Raw genomic sequence first — 25,904 nt, 5'->3', positions numbered from 1 at the left:
GACAAAGAGGTCAATTAGAAATCGGAAATGTAATAAAGTGTTATCCAGATCATTATATTTAACGCTAAAAAAACAAAAAACCAGCAGTTTCATCCACATATATAACAATCATCAGAATTATAAATTACATTAATCCATTGGTATTTTTTATACCACTATCATTTTTGAACAGCTTTGAATCTGGGATTAGTTTTACATATGACGTACAAGCGCCCTCTTCTTTTTACAATCTGGCAATCAGGGTGACGGCTTTTGGCACTTTTAAGAGACTTTACGACTTTCACTTACTTATCTCCCTTTGAGAATTGCCCAAATCGACGCTTAAAGTTCGCAACGCGACCTTCTTGATGGATCACTCGTTGTTTACCGGTATAAAAAGGATGCGATTTCGACGACACCTCAATAGTGAAATAGGGATAGGTTTTGCCATCTTTCCACTCGATGGTGCGCTCAGTTTGTAGCGTTGAACCAATAAAAAAGTACTCATCGATACTAGTGTCATGAAAAACAACGGTTCTGTATTCAGGGTGAATATTAGGTTGCATAATTACCTCAACATTTAATTGTTATGTTATAACATTATAAATGATAATTATTATCAAGACGTTTTACTACCCTTTTTGTGATATTTTTCCTTCATTACGATCTGTAGAGAAAGCAAATGTATTCCCTAGAGCCCATTGGTTTCATTGAATCCCCTTATAAAGAGAAGTTCGCAGTCCCTCGTCAGCCTAGGTTAGTCACAAATGCTCGGGCCAGAGTGAAATTGGTCGGAGAAGCCAACTGTCCAGAAGCCGTCAGAGGAATTGAACAATTCTCGCACGCTTGGCTACTATTTTTGTTTGATCAAAACTTGGCAGCCGGATGGAAACCAACAGTAAGGCCCCCACGATTGGGTGGCAATGAACGAGTGGGCGTCTTCGCTTCTCGATCGACCTTTAGACCCAATGGCATTGGCATGTCTGCCGTAGAAATCAAAGCAGTGACTAAACAGGGTGAACAGATATATCTCGATCTTGGTAACGTAGACTTGGTTGATGGTACTCCCGTTGTCGATATTAAACCTTACATCCCTTACTCAGATTCAATTCCTGAAGCCACAGGGAGCTACGCAGAACAAGAGCCGGAAAAGTCACTGGTCACCTTTTCGATTTCAGCAATAGAGTTTCTTAATAAGCGTAAAGAGGCTGAGTATGAAAAAGCCATTATTGAGCAGATACTGGCTCAAGATCCTCGCCCCGCTTACAAGAAAAACAGACAAGACAGCAAAGAATATGCGGTAAATTTGTTCGATTTGAATGTTAAGTTCGTTGCCAGTGATCACTTAATAACGGTTACAACGATTGAACACTTTTGACAAAGGCAATTGGCTGATATTATAAGCGGCTAACTATTTTTCCTTTGGGAAACTCTATACTCATGTCCATTCCGGCTTGAGTCACTAACTTTAATAAACGGATAAATTTAATGCGTACCAGTAATTATCTTCTTTCAACTCTGAAGGAGACTCCAAACGACGCAGAAGTAGTGAGCCATCAGCTCATGCTACGTGCAGGTATGATCCGTAAGCTGGCTTCAGGTTTATACACCTGGCTACCTACTGGTCTACGTGTACTGCGTAAAGTCGAAAACATCGTTCGTCAGGAAATCGACAATGCAGGTGCTGTCGAAACTTTGATGCCCGTTGTTCAGCCGTTTGAACTTTGGGAAGAAACAGGCCGCAGCGAGAAGATGGGCCCTGAACTGCTTCGCTTTACTGACCGTCATACTCGTCCGTTTGTTCTCAGCCCTACCGCTGAAGAAGTGATCACTAGCCTAGTGCGTAATGAAGTAAGCTCTTACAAACAGTTACCGCTAAACCTGTACCAAATTCAGACTAAATTCCGTGATGAGCGACGCCCACGTTTCGGCGTAATGCGCGCACGTGAATTCTGCATGATGGATGCATACAGCTTTGATATCGACAAAGAGGGGCTACAGAAGTCTTACGATGCAATGCACGATGCTTACTGTAAAGCCTTCGACCGTATGGGCCTTGAATACCGCCCTGTATTGGCGGACTCTGGCGCAATCGGCGGCAGTGGCTCTCAAGAATTCCACGTCCTAGCTGAAAGCGGCGAAGACCTTATCGCCTTCTCAACTGAGTCTGACTACGCAGCTAACATCGAAAAAGCAGAAGCTGCGGCACCGGCTATTGAACGCGCTCAACCAACTCAAGAGATGACGCTGGTAGATACCCCAAATGCGAAAACGATCGCTGAGCTTGTTGAGCAGTTCGAATTACCAATCGAGAAAACAGTTAAAACACTATTCGTTAAAGCGTCTGATGAAGTTGAAGCGGACCTGATCGCACTGATCATCCGTGGCGACCACGAGCTGAACGAAGTGAAAGCGGAAAACCTTCCTCAAGTCGCAGCTCCTCTAGAGATGGCAACAGAAGAAGAAATTCGCGCACATGTGGGTGCAGGCCCAGGTTCGCTAGGTCCAGTAGGGCTAAAACTGCCATTCATCGTTGATCGCTCTGTAGCTGTCATGAGTGACTTTGGCGCAGGCGCTAACGTTGATGACAAGCACTACTTCGGTATCAACTGGGGTCGTGATGTTGAGCTAGGCCAAGTTGAAGACTTGCGTAATGTGGTTGAAGGCGACCCAAGCCCATGTGGTCAGGGGACACTTATGCTTAAGCGTGGTATTGAAGTCGGTCACATTTTCCAACTGGGTAATGTTTACTCGCAAGCAATGAACTGTGGTGTTCTTGGTCCTGATGGCAAAAACGTTATCTTAGAGATGGGTTGTTACGGTATCGGTGTTTCTCGTGTGGTTGCTTCTGCCATTGAGCAGAACCATGATAAATACGGCATCATCTGGCCTGACGCACTTGCACCTTTCCAAGTGGCTATCGTGCCAATGAACATGCACAAGTCAGAAGAAGTGAAAGAAGCGGCTGAGAAGCTGTATGCTGAACTGACCGCTATGGGCATCGAAGTTCTATTCGATGACCGTAAAGAGCGCCCGGGTGTCATGTTCTCTGACATGGAGCTTATCGGTATTCCTCACACTATCGTGATCGGTGATCGTTCAATGAAAGAAGGCAACTTCGAGTACAAGAACCGCCGTTCTGGTGAGAAAACGGCTATCGCGATGGCAGACATCGTTGAGCATATTAAAGCGCAAATCGCTTAAATCACCTCATTAGAGAGCAAAAGGCTGATGTGAAAACATCAGCCTTTTTATCTATCAAACAGTCAGCAATCAGTCAAATATCACTCTAGAGGTTCGGTTGGCGCCTGACTTTCTACCTTTTTCGGTGCAAAAGGAACATCCACTAGCTCAGCAGCGTTACCATCCGCCAACTCGCCTAAATGAAAAATACCAAACTCTCCCGGCTTCATACGGTGCCAAGTTTCATTACCAGTGAGAGGCTGAGTCGCAATCACCGAAACAATATCGTTTGGTGTGGTCTCTTCTTGGAAGTTAATTTCCACATCTTCATCAAGTAAAGCTGCTTTTCCAAACGGCGCACGGCGCGTAATCCAATACAAATGGTTAGTGCAATAGGTCATGACGTACTCACCGTCAGACAGCAACATGTTAAACACCCCTTTTTCGCGTAACTTATCACAACACTTAGCGACAAAGCGGAATACACCGACCATGTCCTGTGGGGGTTTAGGAAATGTGTCTTCCATTTGCTTTAATAGCCAACAAAAAGAGAGCTCACTATCGGTTTGACCAACTGGGCGGTGCCTTCCTGTCACTAAGCTTTGATAATCTGTTAGCTGACCATTGTGAGCAAAGGTCCAATAACGCCCCCATAATTCTCGGGTAAACGGATGTGTGTTTTCAAGATTCACCGCTCCGCGATTCGCCTGACGAATATGGCTAATTACCGCGCAGCTTTTGATTGGATAATTTTGGACCAGCTCAGCAATCTTAGAATCACAACTTGGTGTAGGATCTTTAAAGTTACGAAACCCTTTACCTTCATAAAAAGTAATGCCCCAACCATCACGATGCGGACCAGTATTGCCCCCTCGCTGCATAAGCCCTGTAAAGCTAAAACAGATATCAGTTGGTACATTAGCGCTCATTCCGAGCAATTCACACATGGTTTAAGAAGCTCCCTTAAAACAACAGCACCAGTTCAAAACACTGGCACTGTTTAAACCACTCAGAAATTATTTTTCCATCTCTTTTTCGATCAACTGAATCACAATATGGATGATCTTAATATGGATTTCTTGGATACGATCTGCATAGCCAAAGTGAGGCACTCGAATTTCAATATCCGCTAAACCAGCCATCTTCCCGCCATCTTTACCTGTTAAAGCAATGGTTTTCATTCCTTTGGCTTGAGCCGCTTCAATCGCTTTTAGAATATTGCCTGAGTTCCCTGACGTGGATAGACCGAATAGCACATCCCCTTTAGCCCCGACGGCTTCAACATAGCGAGAGAACACGTACTCATAGCCAAAGTCATTACTCACACAAGACAGATGACTTGGGTCTGAAATAGCGATACCAGGTAAACCTGGGCGGTTCTCACGATAACGCCCCGTGAGTTCTTCAGCAAAGTGCATCGCATCACAGTGAGAGCCACCGTTACCACAAGACAAAACTTTACCGCCTTGTTTAAATGAGTCAGCGAGCATCTTCGCAGCCGCTTCAATTTGCGCGATGTTGTTTTCATCGCTTAGAAATGTATTAAGTACGTCGGCAGCTTCGGTAAGTTCTTTTTTAATCAGATCCTGGTACATAGGTTTTTCTCTAATTATTTGGTTTTGAAATGGCTGACGCCTAACGTCGCCATGGTTATAGTCAGAGTTTACTCAAACAATTCTCACTGTCGATAGCTGCCCGCAAACATTTGCGTCTTTATTCGGTTTCGACCTCTTCAAAAACCGTCCACCTCTTCATTTTTAGAATTTTCACTCTACTCAGATCACTTTTTGGACAATTTTAGGTTTTACATTTCTTTAATATTTTGATTACACTTTAACTGGTTGGACCTCTTTATAAATAACGGCGTAAAAATGCTCAAAAGCGCCGAACAAGGAACATTACTATGGACATTTTGCTCTCTATACTCGGATTTGCTGCGGTTCTAGCGGTCTGTCTCTACCATCGAACCTCCCTAGCCAAATCGGTAACCGCGTTGACAGTCACTCTGGCCATACTCTCTGCCTTCGGTGCTGCGGGCTCACTGAGCTGGATTCTTTTTATTGCCGCCACAGCAGTGGTTGCTATTCCCTCAGTACGTCAATCTTTGATCAGTAAAAAGGCGCTGACTTTGTTCAAAAAAGTCTTGCCTGCGATGTCACAAACAGAAAAAGAAGCACTCGATGCCGGTACCGTATGGTGGGAAGCTGAATTGTTCAAAGGTAAGCCAGACTGGAAAAAACTGCATGACATCCAATCACCTACATTAACTGCTGAAGAACAGGCTTTCTTAGATGGCCCTGTGAACGAAGTGTGCGCTATGGTGAATGATTATCAAGTCACGCATGAACTGGCTGATCTACCACCAGAAGTCTGGCAATACCTCAAAGACAACAAATTCTTTGCCATGATCATCAAGAAAAAATACGGTGGCCTAGAGTTTTCTGCCTATGCACAGTCTCTTGTTCTTCAGAAGTTGACAGGTGTCTCTGGCGTCCTTTCTTCTACAGTTGGCGTCCCAAACTCACTGGGCCCAGGTGAACTTCTACAGCATTATGGTACGACTGAGCAAAAAGACTACTACCTACCGCGCCTTGCAGAAGGTAAGGAAATTCCATGTTTTGCTCTAACTAGCCCAGAAGCTGGCTCTGACGCGGGTTCTATCCCTGACTTTGGCGTGGTATGTAAAGGTAAGTGGGAAGGCAAAGACGTACTTGGTATGCGCTTGACTTGGAACAAACGCTATATTACCTTGGCTCCAGTGGCGACTGTACTAGGCTTAGCTTTTAAACTGCGTGACCCAGAAGGTCTATTAGGAGAGCAAGAAGATTTAGGTATTACTTGTGCTCTTATTCCAACTCACCTCAAAGGTGTTGAGATTGGTAACCGTCATTTCCCACTCAACGTACCATTCCAGAATGGTCCGACTCGTGGTGAAGATCTATTTGTACCTCTCGACTTTATCATCGGCGGTCCGAAGATGGCTGGTCAAGGCTGGCGTATGCTGGTTGAATGCCTATCCGTTGGGCGTGGTATCACACTGCCTTCTAACTCTACTGGTGGCATTAAAACTGCCGCACTAGCCACAGGGGCTTATGCACGTATTCGTCGCCAGTTCAAACAACCCATCGGCCAGATGGAAGGGGTCGAAGAGCCATTAGCGCGTCTAGGCGGTAACGCTTACGTGATGGACGCAGCCAGTAACCTGACTGTCGCCGGTATTGATTTGGGTGAGAAGCCTTCGGTTATCTCAGCAATCGTAAAGTACCACTGTACTCATCGTGGCCAACAAAGCATCATTGATGCAATGGATATCGTCGGTGGTAAAGGCATCTGCTTGGGGCCTTCTAACTTCCTGGCTCGCGGTTATCAAGGCGCACCAATCGCGGTAACCGTTGAGGGTGCGAACATCCTGACTCGTTCTATGATCATTTACGGTCAAGGTGCTATTCGCTGCCATCCTTATGTTCTAGAAGAGATGAACGCCGCTTACTCGGATTCTTCTGATGCCCTAGAGAAATTTGATTCAGCCCTTGCAGGTCATGTGAGCTTCACCATGAGCAACCTGGTACGCAGCTTCTGGCTTGGACTAACTGACGGTCGATTCTCTTCAGCACCAGTAAAAGACTCTACCACTCGCTACTATCAGCAGCTCAACCGCTACAGTGCAAACATTGCTTTCTTATCAGATATTTCAATGGCTGTTCTTGGTGGTTCATTGAAGCGTAAAGAGCGTTTATCAGCACGTCTGGGTGATATTCTCAGCCAGCTTTACCTTAGCTCAGCAACTTTGAAGCGCTTTGAGAATGATGGTCGTATTGCCGATGATCTTCCATTGGTGCACTGGGGACTTCAAGACAGTTTGAAGCAGACCGAAGAAGCGATTGACGAGTTCTTAGCGAACTTCCCTAATAAATGGTTGGGTAAAGCCTTACGTGTCATGATCCTACCGTTTGGTCGTGTACGCAAAGCGCCAAACGACAAAATTGACAGCCAAGTAGCTCAGATCCTACAGACACCTTCTGCAACCCGAGATCGTTTAGGCCGTAACCAGTATTTCCAAGCTAGTGAATTTAATCCTGCCGGTAAGATCGAAGAAGCGCTGCACATTATTCTTGAAGCAGAGCCTGTGTTCACTAAAGTGTGCAAAGCCATCAACGAACGCCGTCCATTCCTTCGTTTGGATTTAATCGCAGATATCGGTTTGGAAAAGGGAATTATCGACTCAGCCGAAGCACAATTATTGCGTAATGCAGAAGAACATCGCCTGTACGTGATTAATGTGGATGATTTTGACCCAAAGGACTTAGCTGCCAAACCACTAGAGCTAACCCCTCAGATGGATGAAGTGGCTTAATCTACATCAACGCAAAAGGGCTGCAATGCAGCCCTTTTTGTGCTTTCAGTTTCCTAAATGTGCTACTTCTTGGGCATCTCTAACTGCATCTCTGGCATCATTTCTTTCTTAGCTCTGAGCTTACGCATCACAAACCAAACAACTAAGCCAAGAATAATCATCACGATATTACCCACTCCGATGATGATGTAGGTGCGCATGCGTTTCTCTTCTCTCATCTGGATCAAGCGCATTTCTTCCATCAATTTCAACTGCTGCATGCGTTCCTCTTCCTGTAAACGACGAGTTTCGGAAAAGTCGACTTCTTCCAACACACTGTAAGTGTGCTCTTGAACCGGAAAAGCGAGTGGGCGCCCCGACCCCATTTCTGTAGCAAAAACTTGCCCCATCCAAGCATAGTTACCAATTTCGCCATTGTATGGGATCTTTAGTTCAACTTTTTCTGACGCTTCCGCTGCACTTTCAGCTACCGTCACTTCACTATTATCTGGTGATTTGTGCACAATTTGCGCCGCCAAACTCCCCGGTTCAACCATACCTTGCTCACCAGAGACGACAACCTTGTGTTCTACCCCTTCTTCGCGACTTTGAATAAAGGTCGTTTGGATAGGCATTGGGTATACCAAAACCTCTTGTTCTTGCGCACGGAGGAAGACCCCATTGCCCGACGTAATACGAACACGGTATTTACCCGGCTCTGGGGAAATATTCAGTGATACCGTAAATACACCGTCTCCTGCCACTTCATCTAAACCACGGCCATCATCGGCAAACTCACCGATAGTGTAAGGGATCGGTTTTGCCTCTTTAATCAATTCCTCTTCATTTTCAACGTATTTGGTGAAGGTCACCATTAAATTAACGCGCTCTAAGAAGTCTCTCAATACCAAAGGTTTGCCATCAGAGGTGAGCCTTGCTGTAAACTTTATCTGTTCATTCTGGAACAAACGCGCTGGCATCTGTTCGGTGGACAGTTCAAGGTGAGAAATAAGGATTATCTTGTTCTTGGGTGTCACTTTACCGATAGCCTGCCAAGGGCCAGGCATGGGATTATCTATCGATATGATGTCCATTGTTGGTTCTTGGTACCAACGAACGTTATCTGGGCTACGCCAAGCGTAGTACTTTTTTCCATCAGGGCGGACCAATACTACCGGCCTTGAGCGTTCAGCGCGATAGATCACAAAGGTAATTTGTTTGATGGTGGGATCAACTCGAAAACGATTGTCGAGCAATGACATTGAGGATTCTTCCGCAAAACCAAAGGTACTGACTAACAAGCCCAACAAGGCAAACCAAATCCTCAACATTCCTTCTCCTACTGACGCCAGAGACAGCTTCCGCTTTTCTCCACCAAGTCCAATCTATTTTGATGTGCTTCTAATTCATCGGCTGTTGCACGGATAACCTTTAATGATTTTCGTCCACCAGCCACACGTTTTATTGACTCGCCTCCCACATTGCCCTCTGCGTTGCCAGGGTTAAATTGTAATGAGGTCTGGCCACCTGTCATCAATAGATAGACGTCAGCCAAGATCTCCGCATCGAGCAAAGCTCCATGAAGCGTACGGTGAGAGTTATCTATACCATAGCGGTCGCACAACACATCGAGGTTGTTACGTTTACCAGGGAAGATCTTCTTCGCCATGGCAAGGGTATCCGTGACCTTACAGTAGTCTTCCGTTTTGCCAATACTTGGGTCCAACATACTGAACTCATGATCCATAAAGCCAGTATCGAAGGGCGCGTTGTGGGCAACAAGCTCGGCACCTTTAATAAACTCAAGAAACTCGCTATGTACATCCTGATATTCAGGTTTATCGACAAGAAACTCGTCAGTAATACCATGGACTTCCACTGCGTCCGGCTGAATTTCGCGATCAGGCTTGATGTAAACGTGAAAGTGACGCCCCGTTAATTTACGGTTGATAATTTCAACAGCACCGATTTCAATAATACGGTGTCCCTGATAATGAGGACCGCCTTCACGGTTCATACCTGTGGTTTCGGTATCGAGTACCACGATGCGGTTGTGGTTAGAATTGTTGCTGGTATTCATAACAAATTGTGTGTCAGACTATGCCAATAATATGCTTAACCCAATAGTATCAAATCATGACGAAACAGGTGGAAATTTTCACAGATGGTTCTTGTTTAGGTAATCCAGGGCCAGGTGGTTACGGTATCGTTTTACGCTATAAGCAGGTCGAAAAAACACTGGCTAAAGGCTACACCCTAACCACCAACAATCGCATGGAAATGATGGCAACCATAGTCGCACTACAAACACTGAAAGAACCGTGCGAAGTCATACTCACCACTGACAGCCAGTACGTTCGCCAAGGTATTACACAGTGGATTCACAATTGGAAAAAACGTGATTGGAAGACGGCTGATAAAAAGCCGGTTAAAAACGCCGATTTATGGAAAGCGCTTGATGCCGAAACCGCACGCCACACCATTGACTGGCGCTGGGTCAAAGGTCACGCAGGGCATAGAGAAAATGAAATGTGTGATGAATTAGCTAGAGCCGCTGCCGAAAACCCAACAGAAGAAGATACAGGTTACCAACCTAACTAGTGCGACTTTACTTTGCTCGACACCTTGTAATTGACGCCAATCGGCGTCAATTTTCGTTTTAGCTTCCAATGTGGCTTGATCGGTTTAAGTGGGTAAGTGCGTTTGCGAGCAACAATAAAATATAGGCTACCCATAGGAGATGCCCAATCGCCTAAACTGTTTTCCAGCCAAGTCCACATGGTGCGGTATTTCTGCATTGGAAACAGGGCATAGCTGTCACACTCAATCACCTGATAATTCAAAACACTCAGCCAGTCACGAATACGATTGGGAGTAAACATGCGCCCACTCCATGGCAAGTTGTTCTTGCGCCATGGCATCAAGCTCGACAAGCCCGTTAAGCTGATCGGATTAAAGCCAGTAATGATCAAATACCCATCATCGATCATCACACGATCGACTTCTCTCAACATTCGATGAGGGTCATTGCAGTAATCAAGCTGATGCGCCATCACAATCACGTCAAAGCTTTTTTCAAGAAATGGTAAGTTGTAACCATCAGCAATCACGTTATGCAAAGGGTTCTGGATATCAAGGTTAACTTGGTGTTGAATATTACAATTAAAGCTGGTTAACTCGCAGCTCAGCCCTCCCAGCTTAAGCATATGATAGCCAAATAGTTTTGGGCACCATTCATCAACACGAGTTTGTATTGATTCACTGACCCACAGGCCATTCTTAAGCTGAGACCATGAATGAGGCTTTTCGAGCTTCTTATTACTGCGTGCTGGCTTCATAATTAACCTGCTTCACTCTTGGTAACCGGAGAGACAACTATGTTAGATATCAAAAGCATACCTGCATTTAATGATAATTACATCTGGCTGATTCAAAATAGCGATCAGCGTTGTGCTGTTGTCGATCCTGGGGACGCGACTCCCGTACTTGAGTACCTTAAACAGCACGAGTTAAGCTTAGAGGCGATCCTAATTACTCACCACCATAATGATCATATCGGTGGTGTCCCAGAGTTAGTCAGGCAATTTCCCGGTATCGACGTAGTGGGCCCAGCCAATGAACCTGTTCCAACCTTGACGCATGCTGTCGAGGCCGGTGAACAAATTGAGCTATTTGGCGAAATCTTTTTTGTTTTAGGATTAGAAGGCCATACCCGCGGACACATCGGCTATGTCGGTGATGGAAAACTGTTCTGCGGCGATGTTCTTTTCTCAGCAGGCTGTGGTCGGGTATTCGAAGGTACCATGGAGCAAATGCATGCCTCACTCAATAAACTGGTTGCTCTACCCGAAGAGACCGAGGTTTACTGTGCTCATGAGTACACCGCTAGCAACGTCGCCTTTGCTTTAGCCGTTGAGCCAGATAACGAGCTACTTCAGCAATACCGTGATGAAGTGAACCGCCTCAGAGCGCAAAATCAACCGACCTTACCCACCACTATTCGCAAAGAGAAATGGATCAACCCATTCCTAAGAACAGATCAACAAAGCATCATACGCTCGGTGGCCAACAGGACCCAACAAACGGACTCACTCGCCATTTTTACGGCATTACGTGAGTGGAAGAACGAATTTTAACGTTTTGCAACTTGTCACCTCCATATTTAGACAAGTATTATCAGCAGCCAAATAAAAAAAGGGCTGTGCAATGCGAGTAAAACACAGCTGGGTATTAGCACTACTACTAACAGGATGTCAGCTTACCCAGCAGACAGAGAGCGATAAATCCGCCTCTACAAAGACCAATACCCCACCAGCAGTAGCGTCAAGCAAACCTGCTGCTCAACCTTCAGAATCGGCTATCCCCTCTAAGCCCATCGTGACGCCCCAGTCTCAGGAAGACGTCTGGCAGCGTATCGCAATGCAGCTCGAGTTTCCGATCCCTGATGACAAAATGGTCGATTATTACCGCACTTGGTATCTAAAGCACCCCAACCACCTCAAAACCGTTTCTGAGCGTGCCCAGCCGTTCCTCTATCTCATCACCGAAAAAATTGAGCAACGCGATCTGCCTTTAGAGTTAGCGCTTTTGCCTATCGTTGAAAGTTCCTTTGATGCTTTTGCCTACTCCCATGGTAGTGCAGCCGGTTTATGGCAATTTGTTCCGGGGACGGGTAAATACTACGGACTAAAACAAAACTTCTGGTATGACGGCCGCCGCGATGTCGCTGCATCGACTGACGCTGCGCTCGATTATCTAGTGGCACTAAATAAGCGATTCAAAGGAGACTGGACCCATGCCATTGCGGCTTACAACAGTGGAGGAGGACGAGTCTCCAGTGCGATCAGAAAAAATACTAGGCTAGGCAAGCCTACGGATTTTTTCTCTCTTGATCTGCCGAAAGAAACCAGTGGTTATGTGCCCAAATTACTTGCATTGGCAGATATCATCGCGAATCAGGACAAATACGGTATTGATATCCCGCCAATTGCCAACAAACCAGTTGTTGACTTGGTTGACCCCAAAGAACAACTTGATCTGGCCATTGCAGCAAACTACGCAGGCATGACTGTCAAACAACTGCAAAGCCTCAATCCAGCCTACAACCAGTGGGCAACGGCACCAGACGGCCCACACCAGATCTTACTACCAATTGAAAAAATTGCTGCCTTTAAAACTAAAGTTGCTCAAAACCGCGGTAAAGGAATGAAGGTCGTTCGCTATAAAGTGAAATCCGGCGACAGTTTGAGTGTACTTGCCACTCGATACAAAACTACCACTAAGGTCATCCAAAAAGCGAATAACCTTAACGGGCACAATATCCGTGTTGGACAGCACCTGATAATCCCGACCTCTACGAAAGATGAACGTGCCTATACGCTCAGTGCAACCAACCGGCTGGCTAAAACTCAGGCTAAATCACGCGGTCAATACAAGCTCACTCATACTGTGCGATCAGGGGATAGCTTGTGGAGTATTGCGCGCGCGAACAAAGTTTCCCATCAGTCTCTCGCTAAATGGAATGGTATGGGACCAAGAGACACTTTACGCGTTGGGCAAAAGTTGGTTATTTGGAAAAACAGCTCAGACGGCGCGATCATCCGCACCGTTTTTTATAGTGTGAAGTCTGGTGACACCATCAGCGGTATTGCCAACAAATTTAAAGTTAAATCCAATGATATAGTGAAATGGAACGGGCTCAGCAAAAAGAAATACCTGCAGCCGGGACAAAAGCTCAAACTCTATGTCGATGTCACTAAGGTGAGTGTATGACGCCATCCTCGAACCCTTTAATTATGCTGGTGGATATCTTTCGTTCACCTAGCGCGTGTTTTCTTGCACTTTATCAGCGTGGCGCTTGGGGCTGGCAAACATACGTTGTTCTTATGTTAACCCCATTTCTTTTTTGGGGCGCTTACTTCGACATCGTTGATTTCGAATGGCTAAAGCAGGGACTCTCTGCTCAACTGGCTCAAACAAACCCAAAACAACTTGAGTTACTGGATGCCAACACCCTGATGGCCAGTGAGATCATCAGTGACGTTGTAGGGCGAACTCTGACCATTGTGATGTTGGCCTTCTGGTTCAATCTTGCAACCAAACCAAGCCAGCACCAACATGGATTCTGGCGTTGGTTTGCCGCGAGTACCGTCGTGGTTTTTCCCGCTATTATTGGTGATTTGGCAAGTTATGTGAGCTTGCTACTCAAACACGGTCAAGTGATGGTCTATGCCGCAGATTTAAATAGCCTCAATGGTTTGTTAAAACTGCCTCTAACCAATCAATGGTCTCAGTTTGCTAGCTCCTTCCCACTACTTCTACCATGGTACATTGCCTTAGGTTACGCTGCGGTGGGGACTTGGACTGAATTTGAACGCGGTCAGGCACTTGTCATTTCAGCATTGCCTTGGATAGCATACTATTTCATTTGGGCGCTATATATCGCCATCAGTTAACTGAAATGTCACTTCAATCGGATTATGGTCAGAGGCGTCGGATTCCGGCGCCTCTGCTTTTATTAGCGTCAAACCTCGATAAAAGACATGGTCCAGTGGTAAACCAGTCATAAATTGGGTGCGATTGTCTGGCTCATAGCTGGCTTCTTCCATTTCGAGAGCATCCAGCACTTGCTTCATCACTTTCAAGCGCTGCTCACTCCAACTATTAAAATCACCGCCAATCACAATGGGGCCAGTATGCTGGGTTAACTCAGTGACCAATGTTCCTAGCTGATTCTGATATTCTTTTGTACCATAGGTAAAGTTAACTGCATGAATGTTCACTACCGCGAGCAGCTGTCCGTTTGACAAGGGGTAGGTGGCGTAAATCGCCGACTTAGGTAAGCGAAGCCATGGCTCCAACTCTGTATAAGCACATGCTTTTAGCGGCGTGTGAGCGGAGAGATTGAGTACCCCTGCGCTGTACTTAAACGCTTTGAATGCATCAACCTGATTACCATACCACCCTGACTCTTGTATCCAGCCTTTGAGCTCTGGGCTCATACTGGCTTCTTGAAGCAATACCAACTGTTTATCTTGCGTGTATTGAGTGAGTTCTTGGCGCCAATGACTGCGGTTTTGTTTGTATATATTCCACACCAACACCTTTAACTGACGGTCTTTATCAATGTAATCGGTATGTGTGCTATTAAAGCATTGCAATGAAAGAGCGTTACCTTGTGAAGAAATAGTAGAAAGCTGAGGTGTATCCGGCAGGGAAAACACTATTTGAAACCCAAACACGACCATCGCCAACACAATGAGCGGGCTCAGCAATACAAGCTTTTTTTTCATTTACATCACCACAAATAAAAAAGAGCCTCACGGCTCTTTCGATAAAACAAATTAAATCGCGTCTTCGTCTTCTTCACCAGTCCGAATGCGAACAATTCGCTCAATGTCTGTAATGAAGATTTTACCATCACCTATTTTCCCGGTGTGAGCCGTATCAACAATAGTATCAACACATTGCTCGGCAACGTCATCAGTCACCACAATCTCAAGTTTCACTTTTGGCAGGAAATCCACCATATATTCTGCACCACGGTACAACTCCGTGTGACCTTTTTGACGACCAAAACCTTTGACTTCCGATACTGTCATACCCGTGATGCCTACTTCCGCCAGCGCTTCACGTACATCATCTAGCTTAAATGGCTTAATAATGGCTTCGATTTTTTTCATGTTCATCCCTTAAACTTCAGCAATTTTTCTTATTATCCCATGATAAACAAGCAATAAAAAGCCCGAGCGTTTGATGCTCGGGCTATTTATCTGGAATTTACAATTACTTCAAACTTGCATAATAAGCGGCTAAGTTAGCAATATCTGCATCGCTCAGCATGGACGCTTGCGCTTGCATCACTGCAGCCAGTCCACCAGTTCTCTCTTTGTTTTTATACGCATTAATTGAGGACACGATATACTGCTCATTTTGTCCTTTCAGGTTTGGGTAGCCAGGGATCACAGCAATACCATCAGCACCATGGCAAGCTGCGCACACGGCCGCTTTTGCTTGTCCAGCAGCGACATCACCGGCCGCCATCACTTGCCCTGCCAGTAAACTCATTCCAATGGCTATTCCAGTCGCGATTTTTTTCATTGCTCTTCCTTATAATTCCACTTTAGTTGTGCGTTTTTATGTATACAATTTTGACACAACTGGTGTTGACTTGTCCCAGACAAGTTCACAATCTTGACCTGCAAAGCGATGATCAACAAACAAATCTGCGACGGCGACGACACGCTCTCCACTCATAATAATGGGTAAGCGACGCCTCAACCAACTAGGCACACCATACTCCTGAAACAACTTTTTCAACTTTCGACTGTGGTTACGCCCAACAGGACGAGCATTCAAACATTGAGGTTCAAACGTGATCTGCAACGATTCGTCTTGAAGTGCACTCAGAGAAAGTTTACCACGCGTACTAGGACATAAGATTAGCGTTCCCAGATCATCGGGCAAAGAAACAGATGTATTGAGAGAAATGCCTTGCTGCCATCCTGATAGCTCTTGCCATTGCTTCACAACATATAACCTCTGTTCAAAACGACGAATCTGGCCATCGCTCAATACTAGAATTGGATTCGCATCTTGACGGCACAGTGCTACCTCTAACCAGATTTTGTTTAATTGTTCTCGGCTCGGCATACGCACTTGATGTTTAGACAACCACATTCGAACAATTCGACTGCGCATTAGAGGGCTCATTTCAGATAACGCTTGAATGTATAAACTCCCATCCTGATGGGTAATACACTCAACCCGCTCACCAAGTAATTCATCCAGTAGTTGCTCCTGCTCAGAGCAAAGTTCAGCACTGCGTTGCACAGATTGGGGAAAATGAGGCCATCGTTCAGTCATAACTGGAGAGACTTGATGACGGATGAAATTGCGGTCAAATCGAGTATCCTGATTGCTCTCATCCTCAACCCAACTCAGTTTATGCTCAGTAGCAAAAGCCTCGATTTCGGACCGGCGAACAGAGAGGAGCGGACGAAGAAGTTCTCCCTCAGCAAAAGGCATCACTTGTGCCATTGCCGAAAGTCCTCTCGGCCCACTACCACGTTTTAAAGCAAGTAAAAAAGTCTCAAGCTGATCATCTTGATGTTGCCCCGTAAGCAATATATCCCCTTGGCCTATGTACTTGCCTAACGCCTGATATCGAGCTTCTCGCGCACTTTCTTCTATGCTTTTCCCTTGCTTTTCCAGTATTACCTTCTCAATATAAAAAGGCATCTTTTCTTCTAAGCACCATTGCTTACAACGCATCGCCCATTCATCCGCATTGACACTCAAACCATGGTGGACATGTACAACCACACACGTTTTATTATGTTCACGGCGATACCTCGCCATTAGTGCCAATAAGACTCGCGAATCAAGGCCACCACTAAGAGCAAGCACTAACTTACCTTTAGAATGCTGGTATTGGTCAATAAACGTAGAAAAGTGTTGATATAAATTCATAATCAAAGAAAAGCGCTGTGAATAAGGTTAGTCTATCATCCTAAATAAAAAAGGCTGAACCTGAGTTCAGCCTTTCTCTATTGGGTTGCTAAAATTAGCAGTAACCGTAACTCATCAGACGCTGATAACGGCGTTCAAGTAGCGCATCATTATCAAAGTGCTGTAGTTCATCCAACTGCTTAATGAGCGTTGCTTTCATGTTCGCCGCCATTTGGATGTGGTCACGGTGCGCACCACCTAGCGGTTCCTCGATGATTTCATCAATCAACTCAAGTTCTTTTAGTCGCGGAGCAATCAGACCCATTGCTTCTGCCGCTTGTGGCGCTTTGTCTGAATCACGCCAAAGGATGGAAGCACAACCTTCCGGAGAAATAACAGAATAAGTCGAGTATTGCAGCATGTTCACGTAGTCGCCTACGCCAATAGCTAGTGCACCACCAGAACCACCTTCGCCTACCACGTTACAAATAACAGGCACTTTTAGACCAGCCATTACTTTAAGGTTTTTCGCAATCGCTTCCGACTGACCACGTTCTTCAGCGCCAACACCTGGGTATGCACCTGCAGTATCGATAAACGTGATGATTGGCATGTTGAAGCGCTCAGCCGTTTCCATTAAGCGTAGGGCTTTACGGTAACCTTCAGGTTTTGGCATTCCGAAATTACGCTTTACTTTTTCTTTGGTTTCACGGCCTTTTTGGTGGCCAATGATCATCACAGGACGGCCATCAAGACGAGCCATCCCCCCAACAATCGCTTTATCATCAGCATAAGCACGATCGCCCGCGAGTTCTTCAAACTCAGTGAAAACATGCTCTACATAATCCAGTGTATAAGGACGCAGAGGATGACGAGCCATTTGAGCTGTTTCCCATGCGCCTAAGTCACTGAAGGTTTTCTTTTTCAGTTCCAAGCTTTTCTTTTCTAGCTGTTCGATCTCTTTCTCCAGATCAACGCCAGAGTCACCACCGTGACGAGAAACGCCACGAAGTGCTTCGATCTTAGCTTCAAGTTCTGCAATAGGCTTTTCAAATTCTAAAAAGTTCAGGCTCATCTATAGATCCTTTGTGATTCGGCATTCGACTGCCGAACTTAGTTAAATTCGAGTTCTACTTGGCTCTTACCAAGCAACTGTTTCAAATTGTCTATTAATTCATCGCTAGGCGTCACACGCCATTCCGTACCTAACGTTAAGCGCGCTCGTGCATCACTACGCTGGTAGTATATGTGGACAGGAACACTTCCTGCTTTGTAAGGCTCTAGTATCTTACTAAAGCGCTCAAAAAATTGTTCGTCGATTTGAGATTCTTCAATCGATACTGATAAGCCACGTGCGTATTTTTCACGTGCTGTACCGAGATCCATAACCTCGCGCGCGGACATTTTAAGACCACCATTGAAATCATCAAAGCTGACCTGTCCAGAAACGACCAAAATTTTGTCTTGTTCGAGCAGCTCAGCATACCTTTCAAGTGCGTCAGAGAACAACATCACTTCCATACGTCCGCTGCGATCGTCGAGTGTAATGATACCAATACGCGTTCCACGCTTGGTCGTCATCACTCGCGCAGCAATCACCAGACCAGCAATAGTCACACTTTGATCGCGCCTTGTCGGTGTCGCGTCTTTTAATCGACAACTGGTGTACTTACCCAGTTCCTTTATATAGGAATTTATTGGGTGTCCAGTCAAATATAAGCCAAGTGTATCACGTTCTCCTTCCAGCCAAACTTTTTCTGGCCACGCGGGAACCTTGGTGTATTTATGCTCAACTTCTTCTGGCGCTTCCGTCAAGACACCAAACAAATCACTTTGACCAAACGCCTCCGCTTGGTGATATTGACTGGCCGCTTTAACGGCATCGTCAAGAGATGCCATCATCGCTGCACGATGTGGGCCTAATCGATCAAGGGCGCCAGCGTAAATCAATTTTTCGATCACACGTTTGTTGACTTTTTTAAGATCAATTCGCGCACAGAAATCAAACAAGTCTTTGAAGTGACCATCTTTGTTACGGGCTTCTAGAATCGCTTCAATTGGACCTTCTCCAACCCCTTTGATAGCCCCGATACCGTAAACAATTGCGCCATTTTCATCGACATTAAATCGATAAAGGCCCGCATTAATGTCCGGTGGTAACACTTTCAGCTTCATGCGGAAACATTCATCCACCAAACCGACCACTTTTTCGGTGTTGTCCATATCAGCCGTCATAACGGCTGCCATAAACTCCGCTGGATAATGGGTCTTAAGCCATAATGTTTGATATGACACCAAAGCGTAAGCGGCTGAGTGAGATTTGTTAAAGCCGTAACCAGCAAACTTCTCCACCAAATCGAAGATTTTCATCGCCAATTCGCCATCGACGCCGTTGTTCACCGCACCTTCTTTAAATACAGCACGCTGCTTGGCCATTTCTTCAGGTTTTTTCTTACCCATCGCTCGGCGCAGCATGTCCGCACCACCTAGCGTATAGCCAGCGAGGATCTGAGCAATCTGCATCACCTGTTCTTGATACAAGATGATGCCGTAGGTGGGATCTAACGTATCCTTGAGGGATTCATGTTGCCAAGTTTCATCGGGGTAAGAAATCGCCTCGCGGCCGTGCTTACGGTCGATGAAGTTATCAACCATGCCCGACTGAAGTGGCCCCGGTCGGAACAATGCCACCAGTGCGATGATGTCTTCAAAACAGTCTGGTTGTAAGCGCTTGATCAGTTCCTTCATCCCACGAGATTCCAGCTGGAACACCGCAGTGGTCTCTGAGTTTTGCAAAAGGCGGAAAGATGCAGCGTCATCGAGAGGAATAGATTCAATCCGAACAGGCGCTTGGCCTTGTTTCTCAAGACGCGGGTTGATCAAGCCAAGAGCCCAGTCGATGATGGTAAGAGTGCGAAGACCAAGAAAGTCAAACTTAACCAAACCAGCAGTTTCAACGTCGTTTTTATCAAATTGGGTGACAGGAAAGTGCCCTTCCGCATCGGCATAAATCGGCGCAAAGTCGGTGATAGTAGTTGGCGAGATAACCACGCCACCTGCGTGCTTACCCGCATTACGTGTACATCCTTCAAGGATACGACACATATCGATAAGCTCTTTGACTTCTTCATCAGCTTCGTAAAGTTCCGCCAATGCCGGCTCTGCTTTAAACGCCTTTTCCAATGTCATTCCCGGATCAGGTGGAACCAGCTTTGAAATACGGTCAACAAAACCAAACGGGTGGCCGAGAACTCGGCCAACATCACGAATAACCGCTTTCGCCGCCATCGTACCAAAAGTAATGATCTGTGAAACGGCATCACGCCCATACATTTCAGCGACGTGATCGATCACCTGATCGCGTTTATCCATACAAAAGTCGACGTCGAAATCGGGCATGGAAACACGTTCTGGGTTAAGAAAACGTTCGAAAAGAAGGTCATATTCTAGAGGGTCAAGATCGGTGATCTTAAGAGCATAGGCAACCAATGAACCCGCACCCGAACCACGCCCCGGACCAACAGGAATGTCATTATCTTTAGACCACTGAATAAACTCCATTACGATCAGGAAGTAACCTGGGAACCCCATATTATTGATGACTTCCAGCTCAACCTTAAGGCGTTCATCGTACTCAGGTCGACGTTCGGCTCTCACTTGTGGGTCTGGAAATAAAAACTCAAGACGTTCTTCAAGGCCCTCTTGTGACTTTTTGACCAAAAACTCAGTTTCTTCCATTCCCTCTGTCGGAAACGCTGGCAAGAAATACTCACCGAGTCGAACGGTCACATTACAACGCTTAGCAATTTCAACACTGTTCTCGAGTGCTTCAGGAATGTCTGCGAATAATTCACACATTTCTTGTTCACTGCGAAGATATTGCTGAGCACTGTAGTTTTTCGGCCTACGTGGATCTTCTAATGTATAACCATCATGAATCGCCACTCGAATTTCATGCGCATCAAAGGTCGATTCATCAAGAATCACGACATCATTGGTGGCCACGACAGGTAGCTGCGCTTGTTCTGCAAAATCTAAAGCGAAATGTAGATAGGTCTCTTCATCTGCGCGCCCCGTTCGCGTCAGTTCAAGGAAAAAGCGATCAGCAAAATGCTGCTGGTAGAACTTAGCACAGCTATGAGCGATGGTCTGATTACCTTTCAGCAGTGCTTTACCTATCTCACCATTTTTACCCCCAGATAAAACAATTAACCCTGCGGATAGCTCGGCCAGCCATTGCTTATCAATCACAGGTTGATGCTGAACATGACCACGTAAGTAAGCTTTAGAAATCAACAAGGTCAGGTTTTTATACCCTTCATTGTCAGCAGCCAAGACAGTCAGCTTGGTCAGCTCATCGCCAAATTCCGCAGATTGCATTGCGAAGTCAGCACCAATAATCGGCTTTACCCCGCAACTATGAGCAGTACCATAAAACTTCACTAGCCCACATAAGTTGGTGAAATCGGTCAGGGCCATGGCCGGCATTCCCATTTCCGCCACTTTCTTAACCAAAGGAGGCACTTTAGATAGGCCGTCAACCATGGAAAAGTCACTGTGAACTTTTAAGTGAATAAATTTAGGATCTGACATGAATACTTCCGCAATTGTGGATAATTGGAGAGATAATGGGGTATTTTACGTGATATAAAAACTTAGATATACCCCAGACACTAAGGGTTTCTAATCTATACCCAATGCCGTTTTCACTGGCTTAAAGCTTTTACGATGCTGGTCAATCACACCATGTTTCTCAATCGCTTCAAAATGCGCTTTGGTCGGATAACCTTTATGCTTAGCGAAGCCAAATTCTGGATGCAATTTGTCTAGGTCTTCCATTTCCTGATCGCGTACCACCTTGGCAATGATCGAAGCGGCGCTAATTTCAGCTACACGCATATCCCCTTTCACCACCGCAATCGCGTCCATAGGCAAATTAGGCACCCGGTTACCATCGATAAGAGCGAGGTCAGGCGTTACATTCAGCCCTTCAATTGCTCTCTGCATTGCGACCATAGTCGCTTGTAGAATATTGAGCTGATCGATTTCACTTGGAGAGCAACGCCCAACCGCCCAAGCGAGTGCTTTTTCTTTGATTTCGGGTAACAGAGCTAAGCGCTTTTTTTCCGTCAACTTTTTCGAATCATTCAATCCCTCAATCGGATTCAAAGGATCCAAGATAACCGCGGCGGTCACAACATCTCCCACTAGAGGCCCACGACCAACTTCATCTACACCTGCAATGAATCGATACCCAGGAGGGCACTCAAATGGCGGTAACTCTTTCTTTTCTTTTGTCATTAGGACTACTTACCTATTAGTTTCAATACGGCGTTAGCGGCTTGTGCATCGGCACCTTTGCGAATCCAATGATGCATCTCGGTAAATTTTTCGATCATACACTCACCTTGATTACCTAGCAGTTTTTCAACTTCTGATGCTAGGTTTTCCGGCGTACATTCTTCTTGTAGCAGCTCTTTGACTAACAGCTCATCAGCAAGAATATTCGGTAACGACACATATTGAGTTTTGAGCATTCTACGTGCTAAGAAAGCGGTAAATGCATTGACACGGTAACCAACCACCATGGGGCGTTTGATCAACATACACTCAAGCGCAACCGTCCCTGAAGCTAGCATCACTGCGTCAGAGGCCGTTATCACGTTACGAGCGGTATCATTGACCAATCTAAAATCCAGCTCAGGAGCGAAAGTTTGCCATGCTTGTTCAAATTGTTCTCGACGCTTTTCATTGACCAAAGCAACTACAAAGCCCAACTCAGGGTGCTTCAGATGTAGCCGCTTGCAAGCTTCGATGAAAGGCTCAGACAACATATTCAGTTCACTACCACGGCTACCCGGCAACACCGCCAACCACTTTTTATCTTGTTCAAGTCCAAGCAACTCCCGCGCAGGTACTTTGGGAGACTCTAATGGAATCGCGTCAGCCAGAGTGTGACCGATAAATTCACAAGGCACTTGGTATTTATCATAAAACGCTTTTTCAAATGGCAGAAAAGCCAACACCAAATTGGTGGCCGCTTCAATCTTAAAAATGCGTTTCTGACGCCAAGCCCATACTGACGGGCTGACATAATGCACGGTTGTAATGCCTGCATTTTTAAGGTCAAGTTCAAGTCGTAAATTAAAATCTGGTGCATCAATACCGATAAACACATCCGGTGGGTTTTCGGTGAAATAACGAACCAACTCGGCTTTGACTTTCAATAAGCGAGGGAGTCTACCTAAGACTTCCACGAGCCCCATTACCGCCAGCTCTTCCATATCGAACAAAGACTCACAACCTTGCGCGATCATCTTAGGCCCACCAATACCAACAAACTCTGCATCAGGATATTGCTGTTTAACGGCTTTGATAAAGCCTTCGCCTAACGTATCTCCAGAGAGCTCCCCTGCAATGATTCCGACTCGAAGTGGCTTATTATTGTCCATATCCCTAACCTCAAAAACACAAAAAGACCGCAACCAAAGGCTGCGATCTTTTAACTGAATTCAGTGACACTTAGCGAATAACGCCACGCTCTGAACTTTCAACAAAGTCAATAAAGTGCTGGATAGAGGGCCATTGCTGTGCCATTTCCAACAATACTTCTTTCGCTTCAGCTTGAGTTTTACCCGCACGATAAAACTCTTTATAAGCGTTACGCAAAGCACGCAATTCACTTTTTTCGAAGCCATTACGCTGTAAACCAACTAAGTTCAAGCCAAACGGCGTAGCATGGTTACCTTGTGCCAATACGTAAGGCGGAACATCTTTGACTACTGCAGAACAGCCACCAATGTAGCTATAAGCACCGACTTTACAGAATGGATGGATAGCCGAAAGCGCCATGACACCCGCGTGATCTTCCACGGTCACGTGCCCACCCAAGATGGCGTTGTTACCAACATGGGTATGGTTGCCGACTATCACATCATGAGCAATGTGTGCATTCACACACAGAAGATTATCATCGCCAATCACAGTGGTGGCTTTATCTTGCACCGTACCACGATGGATCTGAACCGCTTCACGAATCACATTGCGATCGCCTATCACCACCGTGGTGTCTTCACCGCCATATTTCTTATCTTGGTTTTCTTCACCAATTACGGCGTGTGGAAAGATACGGTTGTCTTTGCCAATCGTAGTATGACCTTTGATCACCACATGCGACATGACCTCTGTGCCTTCACCTATCTCAATCTTTCCAGAAATGTAGGTAAACGGCCCCACAGTCACGTTGGCAGCGATTTGCACATCACCTTCAATGACAGCGGAAGGATGGACTTGAGCTGTTTCATGAATCATATTAAAACTCTCGACGAGCACACTTAAGTTCTGCTGAACATACAACGTCACCGTCTACTTTTGCTACACCATTAAATGCAGCAATGCCACGGCGCTCTTTAATGAATTCTACTTCAATAACGAGTTGATCGCCTGGTGTCACTGGTTTGCGGAATTTTGCGCCATCCACGCTCGCGAAGTAATACAGTTCATTTTCAGAAGGTGCACCAAACGATTTGAACGCCAGTAACCCCGTCGCTTGTGCCATCGCCTCAAGGATCAAGACACCAGGGAATACCGGAAGTTGAGGGAAATGACCTGTAAACTGAGGCTCATTCACTGAAACGTTTTTGATCGCAGTTAGGTATTTTTCTTCTTGGAAATCAATCACACGATCAATCAACAAAAATGGATAGCGATGCGGTAACAGCTCTTGGATTTCAGTGATGTTCATCGTTTTGTTTTCAGTAGTCAAAGTCATATTCCTATATTGAATGCTAAATTAACTGGCAGGCATTATACCCAAGTCCTCTCAATATGCTAAGCACGCTCGCGGGCGTTGTTCTATTGAGTCCACGGAATGAGTCAGAAAAAAAGACCCGCACATAGCGAGTCTTTTTAATAAAAGTTGGGTTATTCGTTGTCTTCCTGCGCTAACTGCTTTTCAATTGCTTTGAGGCGTTTGTTCATTTCATCAATTCGATGAACACGCGCGGCAGTTTTACGCCATTCTTTATTCGGTTGTAGCGGAATACCTGAAGAATACATGCCTTTTTCTTCAATGCTTCGCATCACCATTCCCATTCCGGTAATGGTCACACCATCGGCAATCTCGATATGGCCATTGATGACAGTCGCTCCACCAATAATGCAATATTTCCCAATCTTAGTACTGCCCGCAACTACTGTACCACCAGCCATAGCTGAACCATATCCGATGTGTACGTTGTGAGCGATCTGCATTTGGTTATCAATGATAACATTATCTTCAATGACGGTATCATCCAAGGCTCCGCGATCGATCGTAGTACAAGCGCCAATCTCAACACGATTACCAATTCTAACCGTACCAAGTTGTGGAATCTTGATCCATTCACCTTTTTCGTTGGCATAGCCAAAACCATCAGAGCCAATCACGGTATTCGATTGAATTAAGCAATCACAACCAATAATAACTTCATGATAAATACTCACATTTGACCAAAGCTTAGTATTGGTACCAATTTGGGCATTTTTACCAATGAAACAGCCGGCACCAATCACCACATTATCGGCTAGCTGCACACCAGCTTCAATCACAGCATTAGCACCAACAGAGACATTCGCACCAATTACTGCATCATCAGCAATTACTGCAGAAGGCGATATCCCCTCTGCGGGTGCAGGAGTAACATCTAATGCTTGAGTCACTTTAGCAAAAGCAACATATGGGTCATCGACAACCAAAACGTTACCCGAGCATAACTCACGTTGAGCTTCTTTCACCATTACCACCGTAGCCATACAATCAGCTAGGTGCTTGGCGTATTTAGGATTAGACAAAAAAGTGACATGACCTTTCTGAGCCTTATCCATCGGAGCGACCATAGTGACCTCAGCTTGTGCGTCACCATGCAGTTCACCCCCGGTAATGTTTGCCAAATCGGCTAAAGTGAGTGCTGCCATAGTC

General features: G+C 45.6%; 25 protein-coding genes. 7 read left to right on the top strand and 18 right to left on the bottom strand.

The features are described from left to right. Window positions 1–158: 158 nt before the first annotated feature. Window positions 159–284 (bottom strand): type B 50S ribosomal protein L36, encoded by a 126-nt coding sequence (ykgO, locus tag L1D15_RS07935; protein WP_005380299.1) that lies wholly within the window; start codon window positions 282–284, stop codon window positions 159–161. After that, a complete protein-coding gene (locus tag L1D15_RS07930) occupies window positions 285–545 on the bottom strand; it encodes a type B 50S ribosomal protein L31 (RefSeq protein WP_239875249.1) in 261 nt (86 codons plus the stop codon). Window positions 546–661: 116 nt separating this feature from the next. Here L1D15_RS07930 and tsaA point away from each other — a divergent pair, with 116 nt between their 5' ends. Then, window positions 662–1,357 carry a tRNA (N6-threonylcarbamoyladenosine(37)-N6)-methyltransferase TrmO gene (tsaA, locus tag L1D15_RS07925; RefSeq protein WP_239875248.1) on the top strand — a complete coding sequence of 232 codons (696 nt, stop codon included), beginning with the start codon at window positions 662–664 and terminating at the stop codon, window positions 1,355–1,357. 110 nt (window positions 1,358–1,467) lie between these two features. Then, window positions 1,468–3,183: a proline--tRNA ligase gene (locus L1D15_RS07920; protein WP_239864975.1), complete on the top strand. Its 1,716-nt coding sequence runs from the start codon at window positions 1,468–1,470 to the stop codon at window positions 3,181–3,183. Window positions 3,184–3,263: 80 nt separating this feature from the next. On the opposite strand, the gene L1D15_RS07915 is transcribed toward L1D15_RS07920, so the two are convergent. Both L1D15_RS07915 and lpcA read right to left on the bottom strand, forming a co-directional pair. Continuing rightward, window positions 3,264–4,109: a class II glutamine amidotransferase gene (locus L1D15_RS07915; protein WP_239875247.1), complete on the bottom strand. Its 846-nt coding sequence runs from the start codon at window positions 4,107–4,109 to the stop codon at window positions 3,264–3,266. 69 nt (window positions 4,110–4,178) lie between these two features. Next, entirely contained in the window at window positions 4,179–4,757 is a 579-nt protein-coding gene (lpcA, locus tag L1D15_RS07910) for a D-sedoheptulose 7-phosphate isomerase (protein ID WP_239838380.1), read from the bottom strand. Window positions 4,758–5,065: 308 nt separating this feature from the next. On the opposite strand from lpcA, the gene fadE reads away from it, so the two are divergent. Further along, complete coding sequence (gene fadE, locus L1D15_RS07905) at window positions 5,066–7,516, top strand: acyl-CoA dehydrogenase FadE (protein ID WP_239864976.1); 2,451 nt, start codon at window positions 5,066–5,068, stop codon at window positions 7,514–7,516. 62 nt (window positions 7,517–7,578) lie between these two features. Here the strand turns inward: fadE and L1D15_RS07900 are convergent, their stop codons facing one another. Together L1D15_RS07900 and dnaQ are read right to left on the bottom strand one after the other, a co-directional pair. Further along, window positions 7,579–8,826: a TIGR03503 family protein gene (locus L1D15_RS07900; RefSeq protein WP_239864977.1), complete on the bottom strand. Its 1,248-nt coding sequence runs from the start codon at window positions 8,824–8,826 to the stop codon at window positions 7,579–7,581. 8 nt (window positions 8,827–8,834) lie between these two features. Then, complete coding sequence (dnaQ, locus tag L1D15_RS07895) at window positions 8,835–9,575, bottom strand: DNA polymerase III subunit epsilon (RefSeq protein WP_239838383.1); 741 nt, start codon at window positions 9,573–9,575, stop codon at window positions 8,835–8,837. A gap of 56 nt (window positions 9,576–9,631) precedes the next feature. On the opposite strand from dnaQ, the gene rnhA reads away from it, so the two are divergent. Then, window positions 9,632–10,096, top strand: coding sequence for a ribonuclease HI (gene rnhA / locus L1D15_RS07890; RefSeq protein ID WP_239838384.1), 465 nt, complete (start codon window positions 9,632–9,634; stop codon window positions 10,094–10,096). Here the strand turns inward: rnhA and L1D15_RS07885 are convergent. Beyond that, window positions 10,093–10,833, bottom strand: a complete 741-nt coding sequence (locus tag L1D15_RS07885; protein ID WP_239838385.1) for a methyltransferase domain-containing protein — start codon at window positions 10,831–10,833, stop codon at window positions 10,093–10,095. The genes rnhA and L1D15_RS07885 overlap by 4 nt on opposite strands. Before the next feature lie 39 nt (window positions 10,834–10,872). On the opposite strand from L1D15_RS07885, the gene gloB reads away from it, so the two are divergent. From gloB to L1D15_RS07870, 3 genes are all read left to right on the top strand, one after another. Beyond that, complete coding sequence (gene gloB / locus L1D15_RS07880; RefSeq protein ID WP_239864980.1) at window positions 10,873–11,631, top strand: hydroxyacylglutathione hydrolase; 759 nt, start codon at window positions 10,873–10,875, stop codon at window positions 11,629–11,631. A gap of 70 nt (window positions 11,632–11,701) precedes the next feature. Next, complete coding sequence (locus L1D15_RS07875) at window positions 11,702–13,267, top strand: LysM peptidoglycan-binding domain-containing protein (protein ID WP_239875246.1); 1,566 nt, start codon at window positions 11,702–11,704, stop codon at window positions 13,265–13,267. Next, window positions 13,264–13,950: a YIP1 family protein gene (locus L1D15_RS07870; RefSeq protein ID WP_239875245.1), complete on the top strand. Its 687-nt coding sequence runs from the start codon at window positions 13,264–13,266 to the stop codon at window positions 13,948–13,950. Before L1D15_RS07875 ends, L1D15_RS07870 begins: the two co-directional genes overlap by 4 nt. On the opposite strand, the gene L1D15_RS07865 is transcribed toward L1D15_RS07870, so the two are convergent. The 11 genes from L1D15_RS07865 to lpxD all read right to left on the bottom strand — a co-directional run bounded on the left by L1D15_RS07865 (window position 13,930) and on the right by lpxD (window position 25,900). Then, the gene (locus L1D15_RS07865; protein ID WP_239875244.1) at window positions 13,930–14,787 is read right to left on the bottom strand and encodes an endonuclease/exonuclease/phosphatase family protein; all 858 of its coding nucleotides are present in this window, start codon (window positions 14,785–14,787) and stop codon (window positions 13,930–13,932) included. The two genes, L1D15_RS07870 and L1D15_RS07865, sit on opposite strands and share 21 nt — an antisense overlap. Before the next feature lie 51 nt (window positions 14,788–14,838). Further along, on the bottom strand, window positions 14,839–15,177 hold the full coding sequence (glnB, locus tag L1D15_RS07860) for a nitrogen regulatory protein P-II (protein ID WP_239838390.1): 339 nt from the start codon (window positions 15,175–15,177) through the stop codon (window positions 14,839–14,841). 103 nt (window positions 15,178–15,280) lie between these two features. Next, on the bottom strand, window positions 15,281–15,595 hold the full coding sequence (locus L1D15_RS07855; protein WP_239864983.1) for a cytochrome c: 315 nt from the start codon (window positions 15,593–15,595) through the stop codon (window positions 15,281–15,283). A 36-nt stretch (window positions 15,596–15,631) separates the two neighbouring features. Beyond that, on the bottom strand, window positions 15,632–16,966 hold the full coding sequence (gene tilS, locus L1D15_RS07850) for a tRNA lysidine(34) synthetase TilS (RefSeq protein WP_239875243.1): 1,335 nt from the start codon (window positions 16,964–16,966) through the stop codon (window positions 15,632–15,634). 94 nt (window positions 16,967–17,060) lie between these two features. Next, window positions 17,061–18,020: an acetyl-CoA carboxylase carboxyl transferase subunit alpha gene (accA, locus tag L1D15_RS07845; protein WP_239864987.1), complete on the bottom strand. Its 960-nt coding sequence runs from the start codon at window positions 18,018–18,020 to the stop codon at window positions 17,061–17,063. Between the two features lie 38 nt (window positions 18,021–18,058). After that, window positions 18,059–21,538: a DNA polymerase III subunit alpha gene (dnaE, locus tag L1D15_RS07840; RefSeq protein ID WP_239875242.1), complete on the bottom strand. Its 3,480-nt coding sequence runs from the start codon at window positions 21,536–21,538 to the stop codon at window positions 18,059–18,061. Window positions 21,539–21,628: 90 nt separating this feature from the next. Next, window positions 21,629–22,246 (bottom strand): ribonuclease HII, encoded by a 618-nt coding sequence (rnhB, locus tag L1D15_RS07835; protein ID WP_239875241.1) that lies wholly within the window; start codon window positions 22,244–22,246, stop codon window positions 21,629–21,631. 5 nt (window positions 22,247–22,251) lie between these two features. Further along, complete coding sequence (gene lpxB / locus L1D15_RS07830; RefSeq protein ID WP_239875240.1) at window positions 22,252–23,397, bottom strand: lipid-A-disaccharide synthase; 1,146 nt, start codon at window positions 23,395–23,397, stop codon at window positions 22,252–22,254. A gap of 70 nt (window positions 23,398–23,467) precedes the next feature. Beyond that, window positions 23,468–24,256, bottom strand: a complete 789-nt coding sequence (gene lpxA / locus L1D15_RS07825; RefSeq protein ID WP_239864994.1) for an acyl-ACP--UDP-N-acetylglucosamine O-acyltransferase — start codon at window positions 24,254–24,256, stop codon at window positions 23,468–23,470. A 1-nt stretch (window position 24,257) separates the two neighbouring features. Beyond that, window positions 24,258–24,710, bottom strand: a complete 453-nt coding sequence (gene fabZ / locus L1D15_RS07820; protein ID WP_239838398.1) for a 3-hydroxyacyl-ACP dehydratase FabZ — start codon at window positions 24,708–24,710, stop codon at window positions 24,258–24,260. Between the two features lie 158 nt (window positions 24,711–24,868). Beyond that, complete coding sequence (gene lpxD, locus L1D15_RS07815; RefSeq protein ID WP_239864996.1) at window positions 24,869–25,900, bottom strand: UDP-3-O-(3-hydroxymyristoyl)glucosamine N-acyltransferase; 1,032 nt, start codon at window positions 25,898–25,900, stop codon at window positions 24,869–24,871. Window positions 25,901–25,904: the final 4 nt, after the last annotated feature.

Source organism: Vibrio sp. Isolate25, from assembly GCF_022398025.1.
GTDB lineage: Bacteria > Pseudomonadota > Gammaproteobacteria > Enterobacterales > Vibrionaceae > Vibrio > Vibrio coralliilyticus_A.
Note: the sequence above shows the minus strand (reverse complement) of the source record. Positions and strands in the feature narration are given on the sequence as shown.

Bases quoted from the DNA above. Each gene is read 5' to 3' on its own strand.
- fadE (WP_239864976.1), top strand. From the start codon at position 5,066: ATGGACATTTTGCTCTCTATACTCGGATTTGCTGCGGTTCTAGCGGTC.
- L1D15_RS07920 (WP_239864975.1), top strand. From the start codon at position 1,468: ATGCGTACCAGTAATTATCTTCTTTCAACTCTGAAGGAGACTCCAAAC.
- lpcA (WP_239838380.1), bottom strand. From the start codon at position 4,757: ATGTACCAGGATCTGATTAAAAAAGAACTTACCGAAGCTGCCGACGTA.
- L1D15_RS07865 (WP_239875244.1), bottom strand. From the start codon at position 14,787: ATGAAAAAAAAGCTTGTATTGCTGAGCCCGCTCATTGTGTTGGCGATG.
- lpxA (WP_239864994.1), bottom strand. From the start codon at position 24,256: ATGATTCATGAAACAGCTCAAGTCCATCCTTCCGCTGTCATTGAAGGT.
- L1D15_RS07885 (WP_239838385.1), bottom strand. From the start codon at position 10,833: ATGAAGCCAGCACGCAGTAATAAGAAGCTCGAAAAGCCTCATTCATGG.
- tilS (WP_239875243.1), bottom strand. From the start codon at position 16,966: ATGAATTTATATCAACACTTTTCTACGTTTATTGACCAATACCAGCAT.
- L1D15_RS07915 (WP_239875247.1), bottom strand. From the start codon at position 4,109: ATGTGTGAATTGCTCGGAATGAGCGCTAATGTACCAACTGATATCTGT.
- lpxB (WP_239875240.1), bottom strand. From the start codon at position 23,397: ATGGACAATAATAAGCCACTTCGAGTCGGAATCATTGCAGGGGAGCTC.
- rnhB (WP_239875241.1), bottom strand. From the start codon at position 22,246: ATGACAAAAGAAAAGAAAGAGTTACCGCCATTTGAGTGCCCTCCTGGG.
- L1D15_RS07875 (WP_239875246.1), top strand. From the start codon at position 11,702: ATGCGAGTAAAACACAGCTGGGTATTAGCACTACTACTAACAGGATGT.
- rnhA (WP_239838384.1), top strand. From the start codon at position 9,632: ATGACGAAACAGGTGGAAATTTTCACAGATGGTTCTTGTTTAGGTAAT.
- L1D15_RS07870 (WP_239875245.1), top strand. From the start codon at position 13,264: ATGACGCCATCCTCGAACCCTTTAATTATGCTGGTGGATATCTTTCGT.
- lpxD (WP_239864996.1), bottom strand. From the start codon at position 25,900: ATGGCAGCACTCACTTTAGCCGATTTGGCAAACATTACCGGGGGTGAA.
- L1D15_RS07855 (WP_239864983.1), bottom strand. From the start codon at position 15,595: ATGAAAAAAATCGCGACTGGAATAGCCATTGGAATGAGTTTACTGGCA.
- dnaE (WP_239875242.1), bottom strand. From the start codon at position 21,538: ATGTCAGATCCTAAATTTATTCACTTAAAAGTTCACAGTGACTTTTCC.
- tsaA (WP_239875248.1), top strand. From the start codon at position 662: ATGTATTCCCTAGAGCCCATTGGTTTCATTGAATCCCCTTATAAAGAG.
- glnB (WP_239838390.1), bottom strand. From the start codon at position 15,177: ATGAAAAAAATCGAAGCCATTATTAAGCCATTTAAGCTAGATGATGTA.
- gloB (WP_239864980.1), top strand. From the start codon at position 10,873: ATGTTAGATATCAAAAGCATACCTGCATTTAATGATAATTACATCTGG.
- accA (WP_239864987.1), bottom strand. From the start codon at position 18,020: ATGAGCCTGAACTTTTTAGAATTTGAAAAGCCTATTGCAGAACTTGAA.
- L1D15_RS07930 (WP_239875249.1), bottom strand. From the start codon at position 545: ATGCAACCTAATATTCACCCTGAATACAGAACCGTTGTTTTTCATGAC.
- dnaQ (WP_239838383.1), bottom strand. From the start codon at position 9,575: ATGAATACCAGCAACAATTCTAACCACAACCGCATCGTGGTACTCGAT.
- L1D15_RS07900 (WP_239864977.1), bottom strand. From the start codon at position 8,826: ATGTTGAGGATTTGGTTTGCCTTGTTGGGCTTGTTAGTCAGTACCTTT.